The following is a 17,291-nucleotide window of genomic DNA, read 5'->3' as shown; positions in this document are numbered from 1 at the left end:
CGATCATCTCGTCCGACATCGGCAACAACTGCGCCATCGGCAACGCCTATCCGGCGTTTGAGGAAGGCCGCAAGTATCTGGCCCCCGGCCTGTTCGGCCCCTGTGGTTACGGTCTGCCCGCCATCGTTGGCGCCAAGATCGGCCAGCCCGATGTTCCGGTTGTCGGCTTTGCCGGTGACGGTGCCTTTGGCATCGCGGTGAACGAACTGACAGCGATCGGCCGCGAGGAATGGCCCGCCGTGACCCAGATCGTGTTCCGCAACTACCAGTGGGGTGCGGAAAAGCGGAACTCGACCCTGTGGTTCGACGACAACTTCGTCGGCACCGAGCTGGACACCAAAGTGTCTTACGCCGGTATCGCGCAGGCCTGTGGTCTGAAAGGTGTGGTCGCCCGCACTCAGGACGAACTGACAGCGGCGCTGAACCAGGCGATCGAGGACCAGAAGAACGGCATCACCACCCTGATCGAGGCCCTGATCAACCAGGAACTGGGTGAGCCCTTCCGCCGCGATGCAATGAAAAAACCCGTCGCCGTCGCTGGCGTCTCTGAAGACGATATGAAACCGCAGGCTGTGTGATTTCAGGATAAGGCCGGAGCGTATGACCCTGACACCGATTGAGCTGTTGCGCAAAAACGCCCCGGCCACCCGACCTGTAATTTCACTCAGCGAAGGCAGTGATCCCCGCGTTGTCGCGGGGGCGCTAGCCGCCCACAAAGCCGATCTGGCCGACATTATTCTGATCGGACCTCAAGCCGATATTGAAGCCGCCCTGAGCAATCACGGGGCCGCTCCAACCAAAGGCATTGCGGTCCATGACCCTGCAACCTCGGATCTGACCGAGGAATTTGCCCAGACCTTTTTCGAACTGCGCCAGCATAAGGGCGTTGATCAAGACAAAGCGCGAGCTGCTGTTGAGACACCGCCTGTCTACGCGGCCATGCTTGTTCGCAGCGGACGTGCTACCGGCACAGTTGGCGGCGCGGTTTACACAACCGGCGACATTGTCCGCGCGGCCATCCAGGTGATCGGCATGGCCCCCGATGCGGGAATGGTATCGTCCTTTTTCCTGATGTATCCGCCTGAAAACGCCCAGCCCGGCGCACGCGCGATGCTGTATTCCGATTGCGGGCTGGTCATCAATCCCACCGCAACCGAGTTGAGCAAGATCGCGATTGCCTCGGCCGCGTCGGCCCGAGCGCTGCTGCAGGTCGATCCGAAAATCGCGATGCTCAGCTTTTCAACCAAGGGCAGCGCCAAGCACCCGGATGTCGACAAGGTGATTGAAGCCACTGAAGCGCTGCGTCAGGGCGCACCTGAGCTGCAGGTCGATGGCGAACTGCAATTCGATGCCGCTTTTGTGCCGTCGGTCGGGGATCGCAAATCCCCCGGATCTTCGGTGGCCGGACAGGCCAACGTGATGATCTTCCCCAATCTCGACGCGGGCAATATCGGCTACAAGATCACCCAACGGCTGGGCGGTTATTCCGCCATCGGCCCTGTCCTGCAAGGGCTGGCGCAACCCGCCAATGACCTGTCCCGCGGCTGCAGCGCCGAGGATGTGACACAGATGATCGCCGTGACCGCGCTACAAGCAAACGGAACGTAAAACTCAAAGTAAGCATCGGCGTAAGAACGATGTTCTCAAATCAAGAGGAAAGTGACAAAGTCCTCCCTAGATAACCGACAGGACCCGCCAATGACCCATCAGCAGCCGATCCTCGACACGTCACCGAAAGTCTCGGACGAGATCCGCAAGACCACCTGCTACATGTGCGCCTGCCGCTGTGGCATCAACGTCCACATGAAAGACGGCAAGGTTGCGTATATCGAAGGCAACCGAGATCACCCAGTGAACAAGGGCGTTCTCTGCGCCAAGGGCTCAGCCGGTATCATGCAGGTCAACGCCCCCTCGCGGCTGCGTAAACCGCTACGCCGGGTCGGCCCGCGCGGGTCCGGTGAGTTCCGCGAGATCGAATGGGATGAGGCCATCAGTACCGCCGTTGGCTGGCTGAATGAGCTGCACGAAACCGCCCCTCAGAAGCTGGCCTTTTTCACCGGCCGTGATCAGAGCCAGAGCTTCACTTCGTTCTGGGCGCAGAATTTCGGCACCCCGAACTATGCGGCGCATGGCGGGTTCTGCTCGGTCAACATGGCAGCGGGCGGCATCTATACCATGGGCGGCGCGTTCTGGGAGTTCGGCCAGCCGGATTGGGAGCATACCAAGCTTTTCATGCTGTTTGGCGTGGCCGAGGACCACGACAGCAATCCAATCAAGATGGGCATCGGCAAGATCAAAAAGCGCGGTGCGCGGGTGATTGGAGTGAACCCGATCCGCTCTGGCTATAACGCTGTCGCGGATGACTGGGTCGGGATCACGCCCGGCACCGATGGGCTGTTCATCCTGTCGCTGATTCATGTGCTGATGAAGGCGGGCAAGATCGACCTCGATTACCTTAGCCGCTATACTAACGCGCCGGTTCTGGTGAACGCCACCGAAGGCCCGGAAAAGGGCCTGTTCCTGCGCGACGCCGATGGAAAGCCTCTGGTCATCGACTGCGGCACGGGTGAGCCCACCGCATTCGACAAACCCGGCGTTCGCCCAGACTTGTCAGCCACTTACGAAAAAGACGGCGTTACCCACCGCCCGGTCTTTCACCTGATGGCCGATAAATACTTGTCAGACGAGCACGCCCCCGAGGCAGTGGCCGAACGCTGTGGAATTCCTGCCAAACGCATCCGCGCCATAGCTACAGAAATCGCCCGTGTCGCCTTTGACGAAGCCATCGAGCTGGACCACGAATGGACAGATTTCCGGGGCGAGAGGCACACCAAAATGACAGGCCGCCCGGTCAGCTTCCACGCCATGCGCGGCATCTCGGCCCATGCCAACGGTTTCCAGACCTGCCGCGCGCTGCATGTGCTGCAAATCCTGTTGGGTACGGTTGAGGTCCCCGGCGGCTTCCGCTTCAAACCACCCTACCCCAAACCAGTAGAAGCGCATCCTACACCGCATGGAGACCGCCGCCCCGGCCGCCCGCTGGAAGGCCCGCATCTGGGATTCCCACGCGGACCTGAAGACCTGCTACTGGATGATTGCGGCACAGCGCAGCGTATCGACAAAGCCTTCACCTGGGAAAACCCGATGTCATCCCACGGGCTGATGCATATGGTGATCTCGAACGCCGCTGCGGGCGATCCCTACAAGATCGACACGCTGTTCATGTACATGGCGAACATGTCGTGGAACTCATCCATGAACACCAAAGGTGTGATGGAGATGCTGACGGCCAAGAATGCTGACGGCAAATACGTCATTCCCAAGATCATCTACTCGGATGCTTATTCCTCGGAAATGGTCGCCTATGCCGACCTGATCTTGCCTGATACGACCTATCTGGAACGGCACGACTGTATCTCGCTGCTCGACCGTCCGATCTGTGAGGCCGACGCCGCCGCGGACGCCATCCGTTGGCCGGTGGTCGAACCCGACCGCGACGTACGCGGATTCCAGTCTGTGCTGATCGAACTCGCCAACCGCATGAGCCTGCCGGGCTTCACCAATGAAGATGGCACGCCCAAGTGGAAGGATTACGCCGACTACATCGTCAACCACCAGCGCAAGCCGGGTATCGGCCCGCTGGCCGGGTTCCGTGGTGAAAATGGCGAAAAAGAAGGCCGCGGAGAGGTTAACCCCGACCAGCTCAACCGCTACATCGAAAATGGCGGCTTCTACGTAGCGCATATCCCCGAGGGAGCAGATTACTACAAACCGTGGAATACCGCTTATCAGGACTGGGCCGTGGCGATGGGTATCTATGACAGCCCGCAGCCCTACCTGTTCCAGCTCTACTCGGAACCGATGCGCAAATTCCAACTGGCGGCCGAAGGCCACGGAGACCGACAACCGCCCGAGCATTTGCGCCAGCGGATTAAAGACACGATGGACCCGCTGCCGATCTGGTACGAAACCGACCAGCAGGGCAACGAGGGCTTCACCGTCAACGCCCTGACCCAACGCCCAATGGCGATGTATCACAGCTGGGGCACCCAGAACGCGTGGTTACGCCAGTTGCACGGGCGCAACCCGTTGTATGTCCCGACCAAACTGATGCGAGAACACGGGCTGCAGGATGGCGATTGGGCAAAGGTCAGCTCTCCGCACGGGGAAATCACCGTGCCGGTGATGGAGATGGCCGCCCTGAACGAAAACACCGTCTGGACTTGGAACGCCATCGGCAAACGCAAAGGCGCTTGGGCGCTGCAAGAGGATGCACCCGAGGCGACCAAGGGCTTCCTCTTGAACCATCTGATCCACGAACTGCTGCCGCCAAAAGGGGACGGGCAACGCTGGGCCAATTCGGACCCGATCACCGGACAGGCCGCATGGTTCGACCTAAAGGTGAAAATCGAGAAGGCCGAGGCCCCGAATGATGCGGAAAGTCAGCCCGAATTCAAACCGATCAAATCACCAGTAGGCACTGGCCCGAAAGATCTGGCGTGGAAGGTAGGCAAATGACCCAGCTCCCTCAATCCACCGACCGCAAAATGGGTCTGGTTATAGACCTCGATACCTGTGTTGGCTGCCACGCCTGCGTGATCTCATGCAAAGGTTGGAACACCGAAAACTACGGCGCGCCGCTTTCGGATCAGGACGCCTATGGCGGCAACCCCTCGGGTACGTTCCTGAACCGTGTGCATTCCTACGAGGTCACGCCTGCCGAAGGGCACGCCCAGCTGATCCACTTTCCCAAATCCTGCCTGCACTGCGAGGATGCGCCCTGCGTTACCGTCTGCCCCACCGGAGCTAGCTACAAGCGGGCCGAGGACGGGATTGTTCTGGTCAACGAAAGCGACTGCATCGGATGCGGCCTGTGCGCCTGGTCCTGCCCCTATGGCGCGCGGGAACTGGATGCTGCCGAGGGAGTAATGAAAAAATGCACCCTCTGCGTCGACCGTATCTATAATGAAAACCTGCCCGAGGTGGACCGCGTCCCTTCTTGCGTACGAACCTGTCCCGCCGGTGCGCGTCATTTCGGAGACCTCGGCGACCCCGACAGCGATGTCAGTAGACTGGTCACCGAACGCGAAGGCATGGACCTGATGCCCGAAATGGGCACCAAACCCGTCAACAAATACCTGCCGCCGCGGCCCAAGGATCAAATCGAAGACCAAATCGACATTCTGGCCCCCCTGCTGGCCCCGGTCGCCGAAGAGCCCAAAGGCTTCCTCGGCTGGCTCGACAAAACTCTGGAGAAGCTCTGATGCACCCAGCCCCTTCTGTCATCATCTTCACGACCTTTTCTGGCCTGGGTTTCGGGTTGTTGTTTTTCCTTGGCCTCGGCCAACCTGCGGTAACGGGATTCGTCGCGTTTGTTTTCTACCTCATCGCCTTTGCGCTGGCAGTGGGCGGTCTGCTGGCCTCAACCTTTCACTTGGGCCACCCGGAGCGCGCCTGGAAGGCCTTTAGTCAATGGAAGTCCAGCTGGCTCAGCCGCGAAGGGGTCTGTGCCGTTGCTGCGCTGGTCCTCATGGGGCTTTACGCGCTTGGTGCAGTGTTCCTAGGCAGCCACTGGACAGTTTTGGGCTGGATCGGCGCGATCCTCAGCCTTGCCACCGTGTTTACCACTTCGATGATCTACACACAGCTCAAGACCATCCCGCGCTGGAACATGAACCTGACGCCAGCGATGTTCCTGTCGTTCAGCCTGGCTGGTGGGGCGCTTTTGTCCGGAGCCGAAGCTCTGGCCCCGTGGTTGCTGGCCATTGCTGGTGGGATTCAGCTTGCTTATTGGGCTAAAGGCGACGGCGCGTTGACCCGATCTGGCACCAATCTGGGCACAGCAACCGGGCTGGGCGGACGAGGCACCGTCCGCGCTTTTGAACCGCCGCATACAGGAACCAACTATCTGCTGCGTGAATTCGTCCATATCGTTGGTCGCAAGCACGCGCAGAAATTGCGGGTAATCTCATTTGGCCTGGCGTTTGTGTTGCCCTTGTTGCTGATCCTGATCCCGGTTTCCGGGGTTGTGATCAAACATATCTTTGCACTGCTGGCCGTGCTGTCGCATCTGACCGGCGTCGTGGTTTCACGCTGGCTGTTTTTCGCCCAGGCGGAACACGTGGTCGGGTTGTATTACGGCAAACGTTGAGAGAGGGGGCCAGCCCCCTCCTTGGCCTTTCAGACCAATTCCTCCCCCGAGATATTTTTGGCCAGATGAAATGCGGATCCGGCCAAAAACAAAATTGGGTTAAAGCAGGCCAGCATGCACCATTGCAGCGTCGATGGCAACCTTGGTGCTGTCTTCCAGCAGCGTCAGGGGCGAACGTACCTCTTCGCTGCACAGACCCAATTTGCTGAGCGCGTATTTTGCACCGACCAATCCCGGTTCGATAAAGATCGCCTCGTGCAGAGGCATCAGGCGGTCCTGATACTCCAGCGCTTTAGCATAGTCACCGTTCAGCGTGGCCTGCTGGAATTCGGCGCAGAGCTTCGGTGCCACGTTTGCAGTAACCGAGATACACCCAACACCACCATGCGCATTAAAGCCCAGCGCGGTGGCATCCTCACCAGACAGTTGGCAAAAATCGGGCCCGCAAGAGGCACGTTGCTGGCTGACGCGAGCCAAATCGCCAGTGGCATCCTTGACGCCAATGATGCGAGGCAATTGCGCCAGTTCACCCATAGTTTCAGGAGTCATGTCGACAACCGAACGACCAGGAATATTGTAGATGACAATCGGGATATCCGCGCAGTCATGAAGCGCGCGAAAATGCGTGATCAAACCTTTTTGAGTTGGCTTGTTGTAGTAAGGCGTCACCACCAGCGCCGCGTCCGCGCCAATTCGTTCTGCGAATCGCACAAAGCGGATCGCCTCAACCGTGTTGTTCGAACCTGCCCCCGCAATTACCGGAACACGGCCGGCAGCAGCTTTGACCACCTCTTCCACGACAGTTTCATGCTCTTCATGGCTGAGCGTCGGGCTTTCGCCGGTGGTACCGACGGGAACCAGCCCGGTCGAGCCTTCCTGAATCTGCCATTCCACCAAGTGTTTGAGCGTCTTCAGGTCCAACTCGCCGTTGCTGAACGGGGTGACGAGGGCTGGCATTGAGCCTTTGAACATGACACGCTCCTTAGAGTGCAGTTTGTGTTTTTTGTGCCCAAGGATCGTCACAATCATGGCGTTGTGAGTTGATACCGTGGGCGCAAGGTTTATCCTAAATGGATCTATCCTTGGTTGGTTGGGAAATGCAAGGCATGACACGCGTTCTGACGCTTTTGATAGCAATGATTCTTGGGTCAATCGGGCAGGCACGGGCCGACTCGGTCGGTGATCTGCGCGCCGGGATGAACGAGATGCGCAAGGGTGACTGGAATGCAGCCCTGCAGGTGTCGGGCGCACGCGGATCAGTATCCCGCGATATCATCGTCTGGCACTGGTTGCGCGAGGGCTTTGGCAGCTCGGGCGATGTGCTGGTGTTTCTGGATCGCCGCCCGGATTGGCCAGGACTGGCCTGGCTGCGGCGCAAGAGTGAGCCAGCCTTTACCGGGGCCGATCCTGACCGGGTGCTGAAATTCTATGCCGACAACCCGCCGCAAACAGCGGAAGGCGCTCTGAACTATGCCGTTGCGTTAAAGGCAAAAGGTCGTCAGGGCGATGCCGAGGCCGATATTGTAGCCGCTTGGCGCACCATGCCGATGGGGAAGGGCCTGCAAAAGGATTACCTAGAAAATTTCGGCAAGTTGCTGAAGCCGCACCACGCGGCAAGACTGGACCGGATGCTGTGGGACAACCATCTGGTCAGCGCCGGGCAGATGCTGTCACTGGTCAGTGCAGATCAGCGCAAGCTGGCCGAGGCGCGGATCGCCTTGCAAAAACGGCAACCTGGTGTGGATAGTAAAGTCGCTGCGGTTCCGAAATCGGTAGCCGACTCACCGGGGCTGGCCTTTGACCGATTTGTCTGGCGCGACAAGAAAGAACTGGACGACAGCGCAATTGACCTGATGCTGGCGCGCTCGACCGGTCCTGACGCCTTGGGTGAACCTGACAAATGGGCCGAGGGCCGCCGTCGACTGGCGCGTCTTGAGATGCGCAATGGTAGTGCAAACCGGGCTTATAAGATCGCGGCGAACCACTACATGACCCCCGAAATGGGTTATGCCTACGCGGATCTTGAGTGGCTGGCCGGATTTCTCGCCTTACGGAAACTGAATGACCCGACAACGGCGGTTCGGCATTTCCAGAATTTCTCGGACGCAGTGCAATCACCGATCTCGAAAGGTCGCGCAGGATATTGGCTGGGTCGAGCCTACGCGGCGCAGGGGGACGCTGACAAAGCCTATGCGGCTTACGCGATGGGTGCTGATCATCAGACCTCGTTCTATGGTTTGCTGGCGGCCGAACGAATCGGGAGGCCCTTTGACAATGAACTGGCCAACCCCCGTCGAGCGCCGCATTGGAAGCAGGCTGAATTTGCGGATTCCAGCGTGTTGGAGGCCGGTTTGTTGCTGCTGCGCGCAGGAGAAGACAACCTGTCAGAACGCTTTCTGACCCATCTGGTTGAAGAGTTGGATCAGGTTCAGGCCACACAACTGGGCGACTTGGTGATCGAACTGAAAGAGCCGCATCTGGCCGTGATGATCGCCAAACGGGCCGCCAAAACCGGCATCGTTCTGCCCGCTGCCTATTACCCGGTGCATCCAGTGGCCGATATCGGCCTTCCGATGGCGAAGGAAATGACGCTGGCCATCGCCCGTCGCGAAAGTGAGTTTGACCCGGTGGTCATCAGCGGCGCAGGCGCGCGCGGGTTGATGCAGGTAATGCCTGCCACCGCGCAACTGGTGGCGAAAGAGCTTGGCATTCTCAGTGGGCACAAGACAGTCAATCTGACGTCGGATTGGAAGTACAACGCCAAGCTGGGCGCGAATTACCTGTCTGGGCTTTCTGCTGATTTCAACGGCAATGTGGTGATGATGGCAGCGGGCTACAACGCCGGGCCGCGCCGTCCAATCTCATGGATGGAACGCTATGGTGACCCGCGCGCCGGTGAGATCGACGTGGTCGACTGGATCGAGATGATCCCGTTTAGCGAGACCCGCAACTATGTAATGCGGGTCGCTGAAAGCCTGCCAGTCTATCGCGCACGCCTAGGTCAGCCAGCGCTGCCTATCTCATTCTCGCAAGAGCTTGTCGGTTCAACCCTGGCGTCTTTCGCGCCATAGGGTGAACAGCCCGGCAGCCACGACCAAAGCTGCGCCCGAAACGACCTCGGGTCGCAGTGACTCGCCAAAGATCGTGATGCCGAGGATGGCGGCCCAGACCAAGTGGAAATAAGCAAACGGCTGCACAGCACTTGCTTCGGCCATTTCATAGCATTTGATCAGCAGCCAATGGCCGCTCACACCACTGACGCACAGCAGTGCCATCCACAGCCAATCGCCTTGCGCCATAGGTTCCCAAAACCACATACCCACCACCGTCATCGCCACCGCACCGGCGATCCCGGTCCAGAAGAAGCTGGTAGCGGCGCTATCCTCGCGTGCCACATACCGGGTCAGCAACCCGTAGACCGCGAACATCAGCGCAGAAATCAGTGGGATGACCGCCCACGGATTAAACACGCCCACACCCGGTTGCAGGATAATCAGAACCCCGATACAGCCAACGCCAATCGCTGCCCAACGCCGCCACCCGACCTTTTCACCCAGCACTGGCCCGCTGAGCGCAGCGACCAACAAAGGATAGCAGATGAAGACGGCCATACTGTCGATTAGGCCGAGAACCGTAAAGCCGAATACAGCGACACATATCTCACCTGCCAGTAGGACGCCGCGAAACACCTGCAATCCCAGCTGGCTTGTGTGTGTTGCAGCCTTTAATCCACCCGGCGCGCGGGCAGCCAAGGCGATGACAAAGGCCGCAAAGAACCAATAGCGGATCATCACGACCATGTAGGTGTTATAAGTTCCGGCCAGATGGCGCGAAATACCGTCCTGCAAGGCAAACACAACCGTCGCCGCAATCATCAGCGCGATGCCCGCGCGTGAATTGTTCTGCTGCGTCATTTCCGGACCGCCCGGGTCATATGACGCTTGCGACCGTAGCCGGGGGTGCGCGTCACCGTAAAGCCCGCGTCTTCCAGCCCGCGGCGTACGAACCCAGCAGCCGTATAAGTCGCCGCGCTGCCACCGTGGGCCGTATGGTCGGCCACCTGCTGCATCAGATCCGCACCCCACAGCTCGGGGTTCTTGGCGGGAGAAAACCCGTCCAGAAACCACGCATCAGCCTCAGCCTTCCACACAGGCAAAGTCTGGCGTGCATCGCCCTCGACCACCTCAAGATGCAAGGTGCCCAGATCGCAGCGGCCACCCTGCCACTGGTCAAGGAAACGATGACTCCAAGCCGCAAGCTCAGGGAAGGCTGCAAGCGCGCGGGCCATCTCGTCGGGTTCCATCGGGAAAGCCTCGAAACTGGTAAAGGTCAACGGCGTGGTCTGGCCTGCCTTTTCCCATTCGGACCAGGCGGTCAGCATGTTCAGACCGGTGCCAAAGCCCAGTTCGGCGATGCGAAACCCCGGCGCGAATCGTGCGGGCAGATCATTGCCCGCAAGAAATACGTGGCACGTTTCCTCCAACCCGTTTTGCAACGAGTAATAGGGATCGTCGAAACGGTCCGAGACCGGGATCTGATCCTCAGTCCATGTCAATTCGGCGCGCTGGTCTGCCATCGGGGAATCCTGTAGCTAAGCGACGCGACACTGAACAATGCAAAGGGGAATGGCAATGGTCGATGTAACGGTGCGCGGCGCGGGTATCTTTGGCCTGTCCATCGCATGGACCTGCGCCCGTCGCGGCGCAAAAGTGCAGGTCATTGACCCATTTGGCCCCGGCGCCGGGTCCAGCGGAGGGCTGGTCGGGGCGCTGGCCCCGCACGTCCCCGAGAACTGGAACGCAAAGAAGGCCTTTCAGTTTGACAGCCTGATCATGGCCGAGCCGTTCTGGGCACAGGTCGAAGCCACTGGCGGCGTGTCCCCCGGATATGCCCGGTTGGGCCGGTTGCAACCTGTCGCCGATGCCCGCACGCTAGAGCTTGCCCATGCCCGCGCGATCACTGCAGCCGAGCTGTGGCAGGGCCGCGCCGAATGGCGGGTGGTCGAGACTGACGCAATTGGTTCGTGGTGCCCCCCCAGCCCGACCGGCTTCGTGATCCATGATACGCTGAGCGCGCGCATGCATCCCCGTCGCGCCTGCGCCGCGTTGGTCTCGGCCCTTGCGGTGATGGGCGTCGAAGTGGTTTCGGAGGCACCCGACCAAGGGCTGGTCATCCACGCCACGGGGCTTGCAGGTTTACAGGAATTGAGCGCGGCTTTTGGAAAAACAGTGGGCAATGGCGTCAAGGGTCAGGCGGCGCTGCTGCGGTTCGACGCGGGCGAGGTTCCACAGTTGTTTGCCGATGCGATCCATATCGTACCCCATGAGGACGGTACGCTGGCGGTCGGGTCCACTTCGGAACGCGACTATGACGATTCAACCAGCACCGACGCTGCGCTGGACGATGTGCTGGACCGCGCCACAAAGGCGGTACCGCTGCTGCATGGGGCCGAGGTTATCGAGCGTTGGGCCGGTGTACGCCCCCGCAGCAAGAGCCGCGCCCCGATGCTGGGGGGCCATCCTTTGCACAAAGGGCAGTTCATCGCCAACGGAGGCTTCAAGATCGGTTTTGGTATGGCCCCCAAAGTGGCCGAGGTCATGGCTGATCTGGTTCTGGAGGGGCGCGACGCAATCCCCGACGATTTCCGACCCGAAGCGTCACTCTGATCGCAAGACCGCATCTGCCATCATACGCGGCTGTTCCAGCACAGAATGGCCGTTTCGAAATACATCAGAGGCGCGCGGACCCTTTTCATCGGTCTGAATTGCTTCTGCCATGGTGGGCACGACAGCCAGTCCTATAGGAACAAGCGCTAGAAGCCTGCCTCGGATCGCAGTTTCTGCATCAGGGTCCGCAAGCTGCTTTCATAGCGGTCGCTGGTCAGTTTTCCCTGCTCGTCGAACTCATTCGAACTGTTGGCCAAGTGAATTTCCGGCCCCTGCAGAATGCGCGGCTGGAACGGCACCATATAGCTACGCAATACCATCTGCGCGCGTTCTCCCCCCGCACGGCCTGCTGCCGCTGACATCACGGCCACAGGTTTGTCAGCCCATGGGCGCCCTTCAGTCCGGCTGACCCAATCCAGAGCGTTCTTCAAAACACCAGACGGGCCTTTGTTGTATTCGGGCGTCGAGATGATCACCGCATGAGCCTGCGCGATCTGATCGGACAAGGTTTGCACTGATACGGGGATGCCCTCACCATTCTCCAGATCACCATCGTAGAGCGGCAGATTCAGATCGGCTTCAATATGGGTGCCGGGGTCGAACAGCCGCGCTGCCTCTCGCAACAATTTGCGGTTGGTCGCGCTTTGGCGAAGAGAGCCTGAAAGGCTCAGCAGGATCGGTTCGGACATCGGGTAACTCCGCTAAGGTGTTTCCCAATAGCTAGCCCAAGCGGCAGGCTTGCCAAAGGCCAAGTGACGCGCAGTCACTGTGCGAAAAAGGGGCACCTGAAGGCGCCCCCGATAAACTATGTGCGACTGTTGGGGATAACCTCGATATCGACCCGGCGGTTCCGGGCCTTGCCCTCTGGCGTAAGGTTCGAGGCGGCTGGTCGGTTTTCACCCAGACCAATCGTCGACATTCGGGCACCATTTACACCGTTAGCCTGCAGAATATCCGCAACAGACCGGGCACGGCGCTCGGAAAGGGCCTGATTATAAGACGCCTCACCATCGCTATCGGTATGACCAATGACCTGAACGCTAGAGTTGGGGTACCGAGTCAGGTTTTGACCCACGCGCACCAGATCTGCCCGCAGTGCCGGGCGCACGGTCGCGCTGTCGGTGTTAAAAGAGATATCGTTTGGCACAGTAACGATCAGACGATCGCCAGCATTGGTGACGGTAATACCATCATTGGCCAACTGCTGACGCAGCTCTGCCGCCTGCTGGTCCAGCTGGTTGCCAATCAAGCCACCCCCGGCCGCACCGATGGCACCACCGGCCAACGCACCCAGAAGCGGGTCGGAATCATTTGCAATTGCCCCCACACCGGCACCGACCAAACCGCCCAAAAGTGCGCCCTGTTTGGTGTTTTGATTGGGGTCCGCAGGCAGGTTCAGTGTACCCGGATCCGTACAAGCGGCCAGAAGCAGCCCCGAGCACAACCCCGTAGACAAAACAAATTTGGAAATCGTCATGATATTACCTTCTGCTCCGGCACCCGTTCACCGGGCGCATATTGTTTGGTGCAGTATATCACTGCGCCCGCAGAGGGGCTCAAGCAACAATCCGGTGAAATAGGCGAATACCCGCCGCTTAGGAGACCCGCGTCGGCGCATCTAAACTGTTCTGTTCCTGCCAGATCGCGCGCAGCGCTTGCCCCTGCCCGCAAAAGTGATCTTCGGTCAGTTCACAAGCCCAAATACGGTCTGTACGGAAATGACGGAACCCGTTCCGTAATTCGCACCAGCCTGCCAGCATGGTGCATTCTATATGATAGATCAGGGCCACTGGGCGAACGATCCGATCCGTCCGCTCGCCGTTGGCATCCTCATAGGTGATGCGGATTTTGCGTTCGTTACGAATCGCCTCACGATAATTCACCACGGGCACGCACCCTTTTTCCGGATCGTCCAAGGGTGCACCCCAAGGGGCGACGTGCAGCCAGTCAGTTGGAACGCGCAATGCCTCAATCTTGCGACACACCCGCTCGGCTGCCTGTTGCAAAGTGCTGTCACCGGTCCGCGCCAGCATCGACAACCCAACCCACAACGCCTCGACCTCTTCGGCATCGAAATTCAATGGCGGCAGATCATAGCCGCGGCGCATCAGGTAACCGACTCCGGCCTCGCCTTCGATTGGGGTGCGCTGGGCCTGCAATGCGGCAATATCGCGATAGACAGTACGCGCGGACACTTCGAGTTGTTCGGCAAGCGCCTCGGCCGTCACGGGTGCTTTGGCCGCGCGCAGGATCTGAATGATTTCGAACAGGCGGGTTGATCGGCGCATGAAAGTCTCCGGTTGATCTGCTGACACCCTAGCACACCCCCCTGACAACGCGGTGTCAGGAGTGATGGGCGAAACATGGGATCAGACAAAAGGAGAAATCCCATGCCGAGCCTCGACAATCACGTGATGATGACCCTGAAACTGGATCGTTGGGCGCAGGATCACAGTCTGCGTGCCTTTGAGATTGAACGCGAGATCATGGCCGCCTGTCAGCCCTGCGCCCCGCGCAAGCGGACCAAACGGTTTTCTCTGGGCAATCTGAAAATGCTGTGGACCAGCACGGCCTAGAATCAGAAATCCGCCTTGGCGCGGAATTTCATGGAAACCCCACCTTCGGGGTTCTTCAGACGCAGTTCCTCAGAATGCAGCATCAGACGGGGGAACTCGCGCGCCGGACCTTCGGCATAGAAAGGGTCACCCAAAATCGGGTGGCCCAACGTCTGCATGTGCACCCGCAGCTGGTGCGACCGGCCGGTCTTGGGGAAAAGGCGCAGGCGTGTTGTCTCGCCCTCATGCTTGACCACACGCCAGTCGGTGACGGCTTGCTTACCTGTCTCATGACACACCATTTGGCGGGGACGGTTGGGCCAGTCCACGATCAGCGGCAGATCAACAGTGCCCGTCTTTTCCTTAACCCGCCCCCAGACTCGCGCCACATAGGTCTTTCGGGTCTGGCGGCTCTCGAACTGCATGCTCAGATGTCGCTGCGAATGAGCCGTATGGGCAAAGACCATGACACCGGACGTGTCCCGATCCAGCCGATGCACCAACAGCGCCTGCGGAAACGCCGCCTGCACCCGTGTCAGCAGGCAATCGGCCAAATGCTCGCCCCGCCCCGGCACTGATAATAGGCCCGAGGGTTTATTCACCACAATCAGCTGCGCATCTTCGTACAGCACGTCCAGAGGGGTCTTGGGGGGATCATAGGTCTCACTCATGCGCGCCTGCCTATCGCAGCGCGCGACCTCCCGCAACGTCGGGCTTGCCGGAACAGGCGGGTTCGGCAACTCTCACCACAGAAGCAAAGGGAGAGACGATGCACCCCACGATCAAACGCATGCAAGAGATCGTCGCGAAGGGCGATGAAAGCCTGATCCACGAGTTGCTGGCCGAAGATGTGCGGTTTTCCCCTCCGACCTACTACAGCACCTGGACTGGGCGCGCCCCAGTGGCGGCAGTGCTGGGCCATGTGGGTCAGGTATTTTCGGACTTTCGTTATCGCCGTGTAATGGGCGACGGCAAGGATTGGGCGCTGGAATTCCAATGCAAGGTCGGGGATCTGGACGCCGTGGGTGTCGACCTGATCACCTTGAACGACGACGGGCAGATCCAAGATTTCGAGGTTGTCATGCGCCCCCACAAAACCATTGGCGCGTTGCGCGAGGCAATGATGGCTCGCATAATGACCGACGCGCGGTTCCTTGAATTCAAGAAGGCGCTAAGCTGACCATGCCTGTTACCCCGGATCAACTGATACGCGTGCCGTTGCTGCCACTGCTGGCGGCCCAGGGCCTGTCGGTGCGACGCAAAGCCCAACTGCTGCCCGAGCCGATTGGCCCCCGCGAAGGGCGCGAAGGACGAGGACCCCGATTGCGTCTGCTGATTACCGGAGACAGCTCAGCCGCCGGGGTGGGCGCGGGAACACAGGCGCAGGCTCTGTCCGGGTATCTCGTGGCCGCGCTGGCCAAACACTATGCGGTGGAATGGCAGCTGGAAGCCGCGACCGGGTACACCACGCAGGATACGATCGAACGCCTGCAAGGGCTGAGCGGCCAATTCGACATGGCCGTCACAGCGTTGGGTGTAAATGATGTGACCCACGCAACCACCCGCAGGCGCTTTGTCGAACGACAGACCGAGCTTTTCCAATTTTTAACCGATACTTTGGGTGTGCGGCGACTGGTCGTTACAGCCGTACCACAAATGCACCGCTTCCCCGCCTTACCACAACCACTGGCCTGGGTGCTTGGCTGCCAGGCCGCACGACTGGATCAAGGCTTGCAACAGGTTGCAGCCAACTTTCCACAGGCTCGGCATCTGGCATTGGAATTACCCGACGACCCAGCCCTGGCAGCCCCAGACGGCTATCATCCCAGCCCGAAAGCCTATGCCATCTGGGCCGCAGAAGCCGCCCGCCTTCTGCGTCAGGCCTGAGCCCGCATTTGCCGGATTATCGGGATCGAATAGACGATCAATGCCGTCCAGATCAGCGGAAACGCAATCATACGTCCATGGTCAATCTGTTCGCCAAACACGGTGATGGCAGTGATGAAAATCATGGTCGGCGCAATATATTGAAGGATGCCCATCGTAGACAGCCGCACCAGCTTGGCCCCATTGGCATAGACCAGCAGAGGTACAGCCGTTACTACTCCCGCACTGGCAAGCAGAATGGTGTCTGTCACGCCCACGCCAAAATGTCCGGTGCCTTGCACACCTAGCCACGTAACATAGGCCAGCGCCGGGATCAGCAGGATCAGAACCTCAAGCAGAAAGCCCTGATTGGGTCCGATAGGAAGTGACCGCTTGAAAAAGGCATAAAATCCCCAGCTGACCATCAGTCCAAGCGCAGCCCAAGGCAAGCTGCCAGCCTCGACAATAAGAACCAGAACGCCCAGCGCTGCAATCGCCACCGCGACGAGCTGGATTTTCGTTAACGGTTCACGCAGTAAAACCGCACCCAGCGCGATGCTGAACAGCGGATTGATGTAATACCCCAGCGCCGCGTCCAACGCATTCCCGCTGGCAATTGCCCAGACATAGATTGCCCAGTTTACGGATATGAGCGCAGCAGTCAGGCATGCCATCGCCAACATTTTCGGGTTTGCCAGTGCCGCCTTCAGATCCCGCGTCCGCCCTAACATCACCAACAGCAACCCAGCTACGGGAACAGACCAGATGACGCGATGCGCAACAACCTCGAACGCACTCACATGAGCCACGGCCTTCATATACAGCGGCAGAAAACCCCACAGAACATAAGCTGTGACGGCCAGCGCCAGCCCTTTGGACGTATCCATGGTGTTTGGCGGTACGGGGGTGTCTGCCACGGCGGGGTCTCCGACTGATACCGTACTTCTCTACGGCAAATCAGACTTGGTTGGGAACTGTTAAAACTGTGAAGCAGGTCATCAGGAATTCTGATATGTCGCGCTTAGTGGCGCTTCGCGTTCCCGGGGGCATCTT

Annotated in this window: 18 protein-coding genes; 10 read left to right on the top strand and 8 right to left on the bottom strand. The window is 59.5% G+C overall.

Annotated elements, in window-relative coordinates; genetic code table 11:
• The 5 genes from ACR0D7_RS15645 to ACR0D7_RS15625 all read left to right on the top strand — a co-directional run.
• Positions 1-578 (top strand): thiamine pyrophosphate-dependent enzyme (locus ACR0D7_RS15645; RefSeq protein ID WP_480679844.1); only part of this gene is annotated, 578 nt, incomplete at its 5' end.
• A 22-nt stretch (positions 579-600) separates the two neighbouring features.
• Positions 601-1,608, top strand: a complete 1,008-nt coding sequence (pta, locus tag ACR0D7_RS15640; protein WP_480679843.1) for a phosphate acetyltransferase — start codon at positions 601-603, stop codon at positions 1,606-1,608.
• Positions 1,609-1,698: 90 nt separating this feature from the next.
• Positions 1,699-4,518 (top strand): molybdopterin oxidoreductase family protein, encoded by a 2,820-nt coding sequence (locus ACR0D7_RS15635; RefSeq protein WP_480679842.1) that lies wholly within the window; start codon positions 1,699-1,701, stop codon positions 4,516-4,518.
• Complete coding sequence (locus ACR0D7_RS15630) at positions 4,515-5,264, top strand: 4Fe-4S dicluster domain-containing protein (protein ID WP_480679841.1); 750 nt, start codon at positions 4,515-4,517, stop codon at positions 5,262-5,264. Before ACR0D7_RS15635 ends, ACR0D7_RS15630 begins: the two co-directional genes overlap by 4 nt.
• Positions 5,264-6,151, top strand: coding sequence for a dimethyl sulfoxide reductase anchor subunit family protein (locus ACR0D7_RS15625; RefSeq protein WP_480679840.1), 888 nt, complete (start codon positions 5,264-5,266; stop codon positions 6,149-6,151). Before ACR0D7_RS15630 ends, ACR0D7_RS15625 begins: the two co-directional genes overlap by 1 nt.
• Positions 6,152-6,250: 99 nt before the next feature.
• On the opposite strand, the gene dapA is transcribed toward ACR0D7_RS15625, so the two are convergent.
• Positions 6,251-7,123 (bottom strand): 4-hydroxy-tetrahydrodipicolinate synthase, encoded by an 873-nt coding sequence (gene dapA / locus ACR0D7_RS15620; RefSeq protein ID WP_480679838.1) that lies wholly within the window; start codon positions 7,121-7,123, stop codon positions 6,251-6,253.
• Between the two features lie 134 nt (positions 7,124-7,257).
• Between dapA and ACR0D7_RS15615 the strand changes: the two genes are divergently transcribed.
• Positions 7,258-9,222 (top strand): lytic transglycosylase domain-containing protein, encoded by a 1,965-nt coding sequence (locus tag ACR0D7_RS15615; RefSeq protein WP_480679837.1) that lies wholly within the window; start codon positions 7,258-7,260, stop codon positions 9,220-9,222.
• On the opposite strand, the gene ACR0D7_RS15610 is transcribed toward ACR0D7_RS15615, so the two are convergent.
• Entirely contained in the window at positions 9,196-10,065 is an 870-nt protein-coding gene (locus ACR0D7_RS15610; RefSeq protein WP_480679835.1) for a DMT family transporter, read from the bottom strand. The two genes, ACR0D7_RS15615 and ACR0D7_RS15610, sit on opposite strands and share 27 nt — an antisense overlap.
• Positions 10,062-10,727, bottom strand: a complete 666-nt coding sequence (gene mnmC2, locus ACR0D7_RS15605) for a tRNA (5-methylaminomethyl-2-thiouridine)(34)-methyltransferase MnmC2 (RefSeq protein ID WP_480679834.1) — start codon at positions 10,725-10,727, stop codon at positions 10,062-10,064. Before mnmC2 ends, ACR0D7_RS15610 begins: the two co-directional genes overlap by 4 nt.
• 49 nt (positions 10,728-10,776) lie before the next feature.
• Between mnmC2 and ACR0D7_RS15600 the strand changes: the two genes are divergently transcribed.
• The gene (locus tag ACR0D7_RS15600; RefSeq protein ID WP_480679832.1) at positions 10,777-11,817 is read left to right on the top strand and encodes an NAD(P)/FAD-dependent oxidoreductase; all 1,041 of its coding nucleotides are present in this window, start codon (positions 10,777-10,779) and stop codon (positions 11,815-11,817) included.
• Positions 11,818-11,963: 146 nt separating this feature from the next.
• Here the strand turns inward: ACR0D7_RS15600 and ACR0D7_RS15595 are convergent, their stop codons facing one another.
• From ACR0D7_RS15595 to ACR0D7_RS15585, 3 genes are all read right to left on the bottom strand, one after another.
• Positions 11,964-12,506 (bottom strand): NADPH-dependent FMN reductase, encoded by a 543-nt coding sequence (locus ACR0D7_RS15595; protein ID WP_480679830.1) that lies wholly within the window; start codon positions 12,504-12,506, stop codon positions 11,964-11,966.
• 116 nt (positions 12,507-12,622) lie between these two features.
• The gene (locus tag ACR0D7_RS15590; protein ID WP_480679828.1) at positions 12,623-13,294 is read right to left on the bottom strand and encodes a YiaD family glycine zipper/OmpA-like lipoprotein; all 672 of its coding nucleotides are present in this window, start codon (positions 13,292-13,294) and stop codon (positions 12,623-12,625) included.
• A gap of 118 nt (positions 13,295-13,412) precedes the next feature.
• Positions 13,413-14,105, bottom strand: coding sequence for a helix-turn-helix transcriptional regulator (locus ACR0D7_RS15585; protein WP_480679827.1), 693 nt, complete (start codon positions 14,103-14,105; stop codon positions 13,413-13,415).
• 102 nt (positions 14,106-14,207) lie between these two features.
• Here ACR0D7_RS15585 and ACR0D7_RS15580 point away from each other — a divergent pair, with 102 nt between their 5' ends.
• Complete coding sequence (locus tag ACR0D7_RS15580; RefSeq protein ID WP_480679826.1) at positions 14,208-14,393, top strand: hypothetical protein; 186 nt, start codon at positions 14,208-14,210, stop codon at positions 14,391-14,393.
• 2 nt (positions 14,394-14,395) lie between these two features.
• Here ACR0D7_RS15580 and ACR0D7_RS15575 read toward each other — a convergent pair whose 3' ends face one another.
• The gene (locus tag ACR0D7_RS15575; protein ID WP_480679825.1) at positions 14,396-15,043 is read right to left on the bottom strand and encodes an RluA family pseudouridine synthase; all 648 of its coding nucleotides are present in this window, start codon (positions 15,041-15,043) and stop codon (positions 14,396-14,398) included.
• Positions 15,044-15,141: 98 nt separating this feature from the next.
• Between ACR0D7_RS15575 and ACR0D7_RS15570 the strand changes: the two genes are divergently transcribed.
• Entirely contained in the window at positions 15,142-15,552 is a 411-nt protein-coding gene (locus ACR0D7_RS15570) for a nuclear transport factor 2 family protein (protein ID WP_480679824.1), read from the top strand.
• 2 nt (positions 15,553-15,554) lie between these two features.
• A complete protein-coding gene (locus ACR0D7_RS15565; RefSeq protein ID WP_480679823.1) occupies positions 15,555-16,259 on the top strand; it encodes an SGNH/GDSL hydrolase family protein in 705 nt (234 codons plus the stop codon).
• Here ACR0D7_RS15565 and rarD read toward each other — a convergent pair.
• Positions 16,250-17,125 (bottom strand): EamA family transporter RarD, encoded by an 876-nt coding sequence (gene rarD, locus ACR0D7_RS15560; RefSeq protein WP_480679846.1) that lies wholly within the window; start codon positions 17,123-17,125, stop codon positions 16,250-16,252. The two genes, ACR0D7_RS15565 and rarD, sit on opposite strands and share 10 nt — an antisense overlap.
• Between the last annotated feature and the right edge of the window lie 166 nt (positions 17,126-17,291).

It is taken from the genome of Ruegeria sp. BB7 (genome assembly GCF_056539365.1).
Note: the sequence above shows the minus strand (reverse complement) of the source record. Positions and strands in the feature narration are given on the sequence as shown.

Bases quoted from the DNA above. Each gene is read 5' to 3' on its own strand.
- ACR0D7_RS15585 (WP_480679827.1), bottom strand. From the start codon at position 14,105: ATGCGCCGATCAACCCGCCTGTTCGAAATCATTCAGATCCTGCGCGCG.
- ACR0D7_RS15615 (WP_480679837.1), top strand. From the start codon at position 7,258: ATGACACGCGTTCTGACGCTTTTGATAGCAATGATTCTTGGGTCAATC.
- dapA (WP_480679838.1), bottom strand. From the start codon at position 7,123: ATGTTCAAAGGCTCAATGCCAGCCCTCGTCACCCCGTTCAGCAACGGC.
- ACR0D7_RS15565 (WP_480679823.1), top strand. From the start codon at position 15,555: ATGCCTGTTACCCCGGATCAACTGATACGCGTGCCGTTGCTGCCACTG.
- ACR0D7_RS15575 (WP_480679825.1), bottom strand. From the start codon at position 15,043: ATGAGTGAGACCTATGATCCCCCCAAGACCCCTCTGGACGTGCTGTAC.
- pta (WP_480679843.1), top strand. From the start codon at position 601: ATGACCCTGACACCGATTGAGCTGTTGCGCAAAAACGCCCCGGCCACC.
- ACR0D7_RS15590 (WP_480679828.1), bottom strand. From the start codon at position 13,294: ATGACGATTTCCAAATTTGTTTTGTCTACGGGGTTGTGCTCGGGGCTG.
- mnmC2 (WP_480679834.1), bottom strand. From the start codon at position 10,727: ATGGCAGACCAGCGCGCCGAATTGACATGGACTGAGGATCAGATCCCG.
- ACR0D7_RS15635 (WP_480679842.1), top strand. From the start codon at position 1,699: ATGACCCATCAGCAGCCGATCCTCGACACGTCACCGAAAGTCTCGGAC.
- rarD (WP_480679846.1), bottom strand. From the start codon at position 17,125: ATGGATACGTCCAAAGGGCTGGCGCTGGCCGTCACAGCTTATGTTCTG.
- ACR0D7_RS15625 (WP_480679840.1), top strand. From the start codon at position 5,264: ATGCACCCAGCCCCTTCTGTCATCATCTTCACGACCTTTTCTGGCCTG.
- ACR0D7_RS15610 (WP_480679835.1), bottom strand. From the start codon at position 10,065: ATGACGCAGCAGAACAATTCACGCGCGGGCATCGCGCTGATGATTGCG.
- ACR0D7_RS15630 (WP_480679841.1), top strand. From the start codon at position 4,515: ATGACCCAGCTCCCTCAATCCACCGACCGCAAAATGGGTCTGGTTATA.
- ACR0D7_RS15595 (WP_480679830.1), bottom strand. From the start codon at position 12,506: ATGTCCGAACCGATCCTGCTGAGCCTTTCAGGCTCTCTTCGCCAAAGC.
- ACR0D7_RS15600 (WP_480679832.1), top strand. From the start codon at position 10,777: ATGGCAATGGTCGATGTAACGGTGCGCGGCGCGGGTATCTTTGGCCTG.
- ACR0D7_RS15580 (WP_480679826.1), top strand. From the start codon at position 14,208: ATGCCGAGCCTCGACAATCACGTGATGATGACCCTGAAACTGGATCGT.
- ACR0D7_RS15570 (WP_480679824.1), top strand. From the start codon at position 15,142: ATGCACCCCACGATCAAACGCATGCAAGAGATCGTCGCGAAGGGCGAT.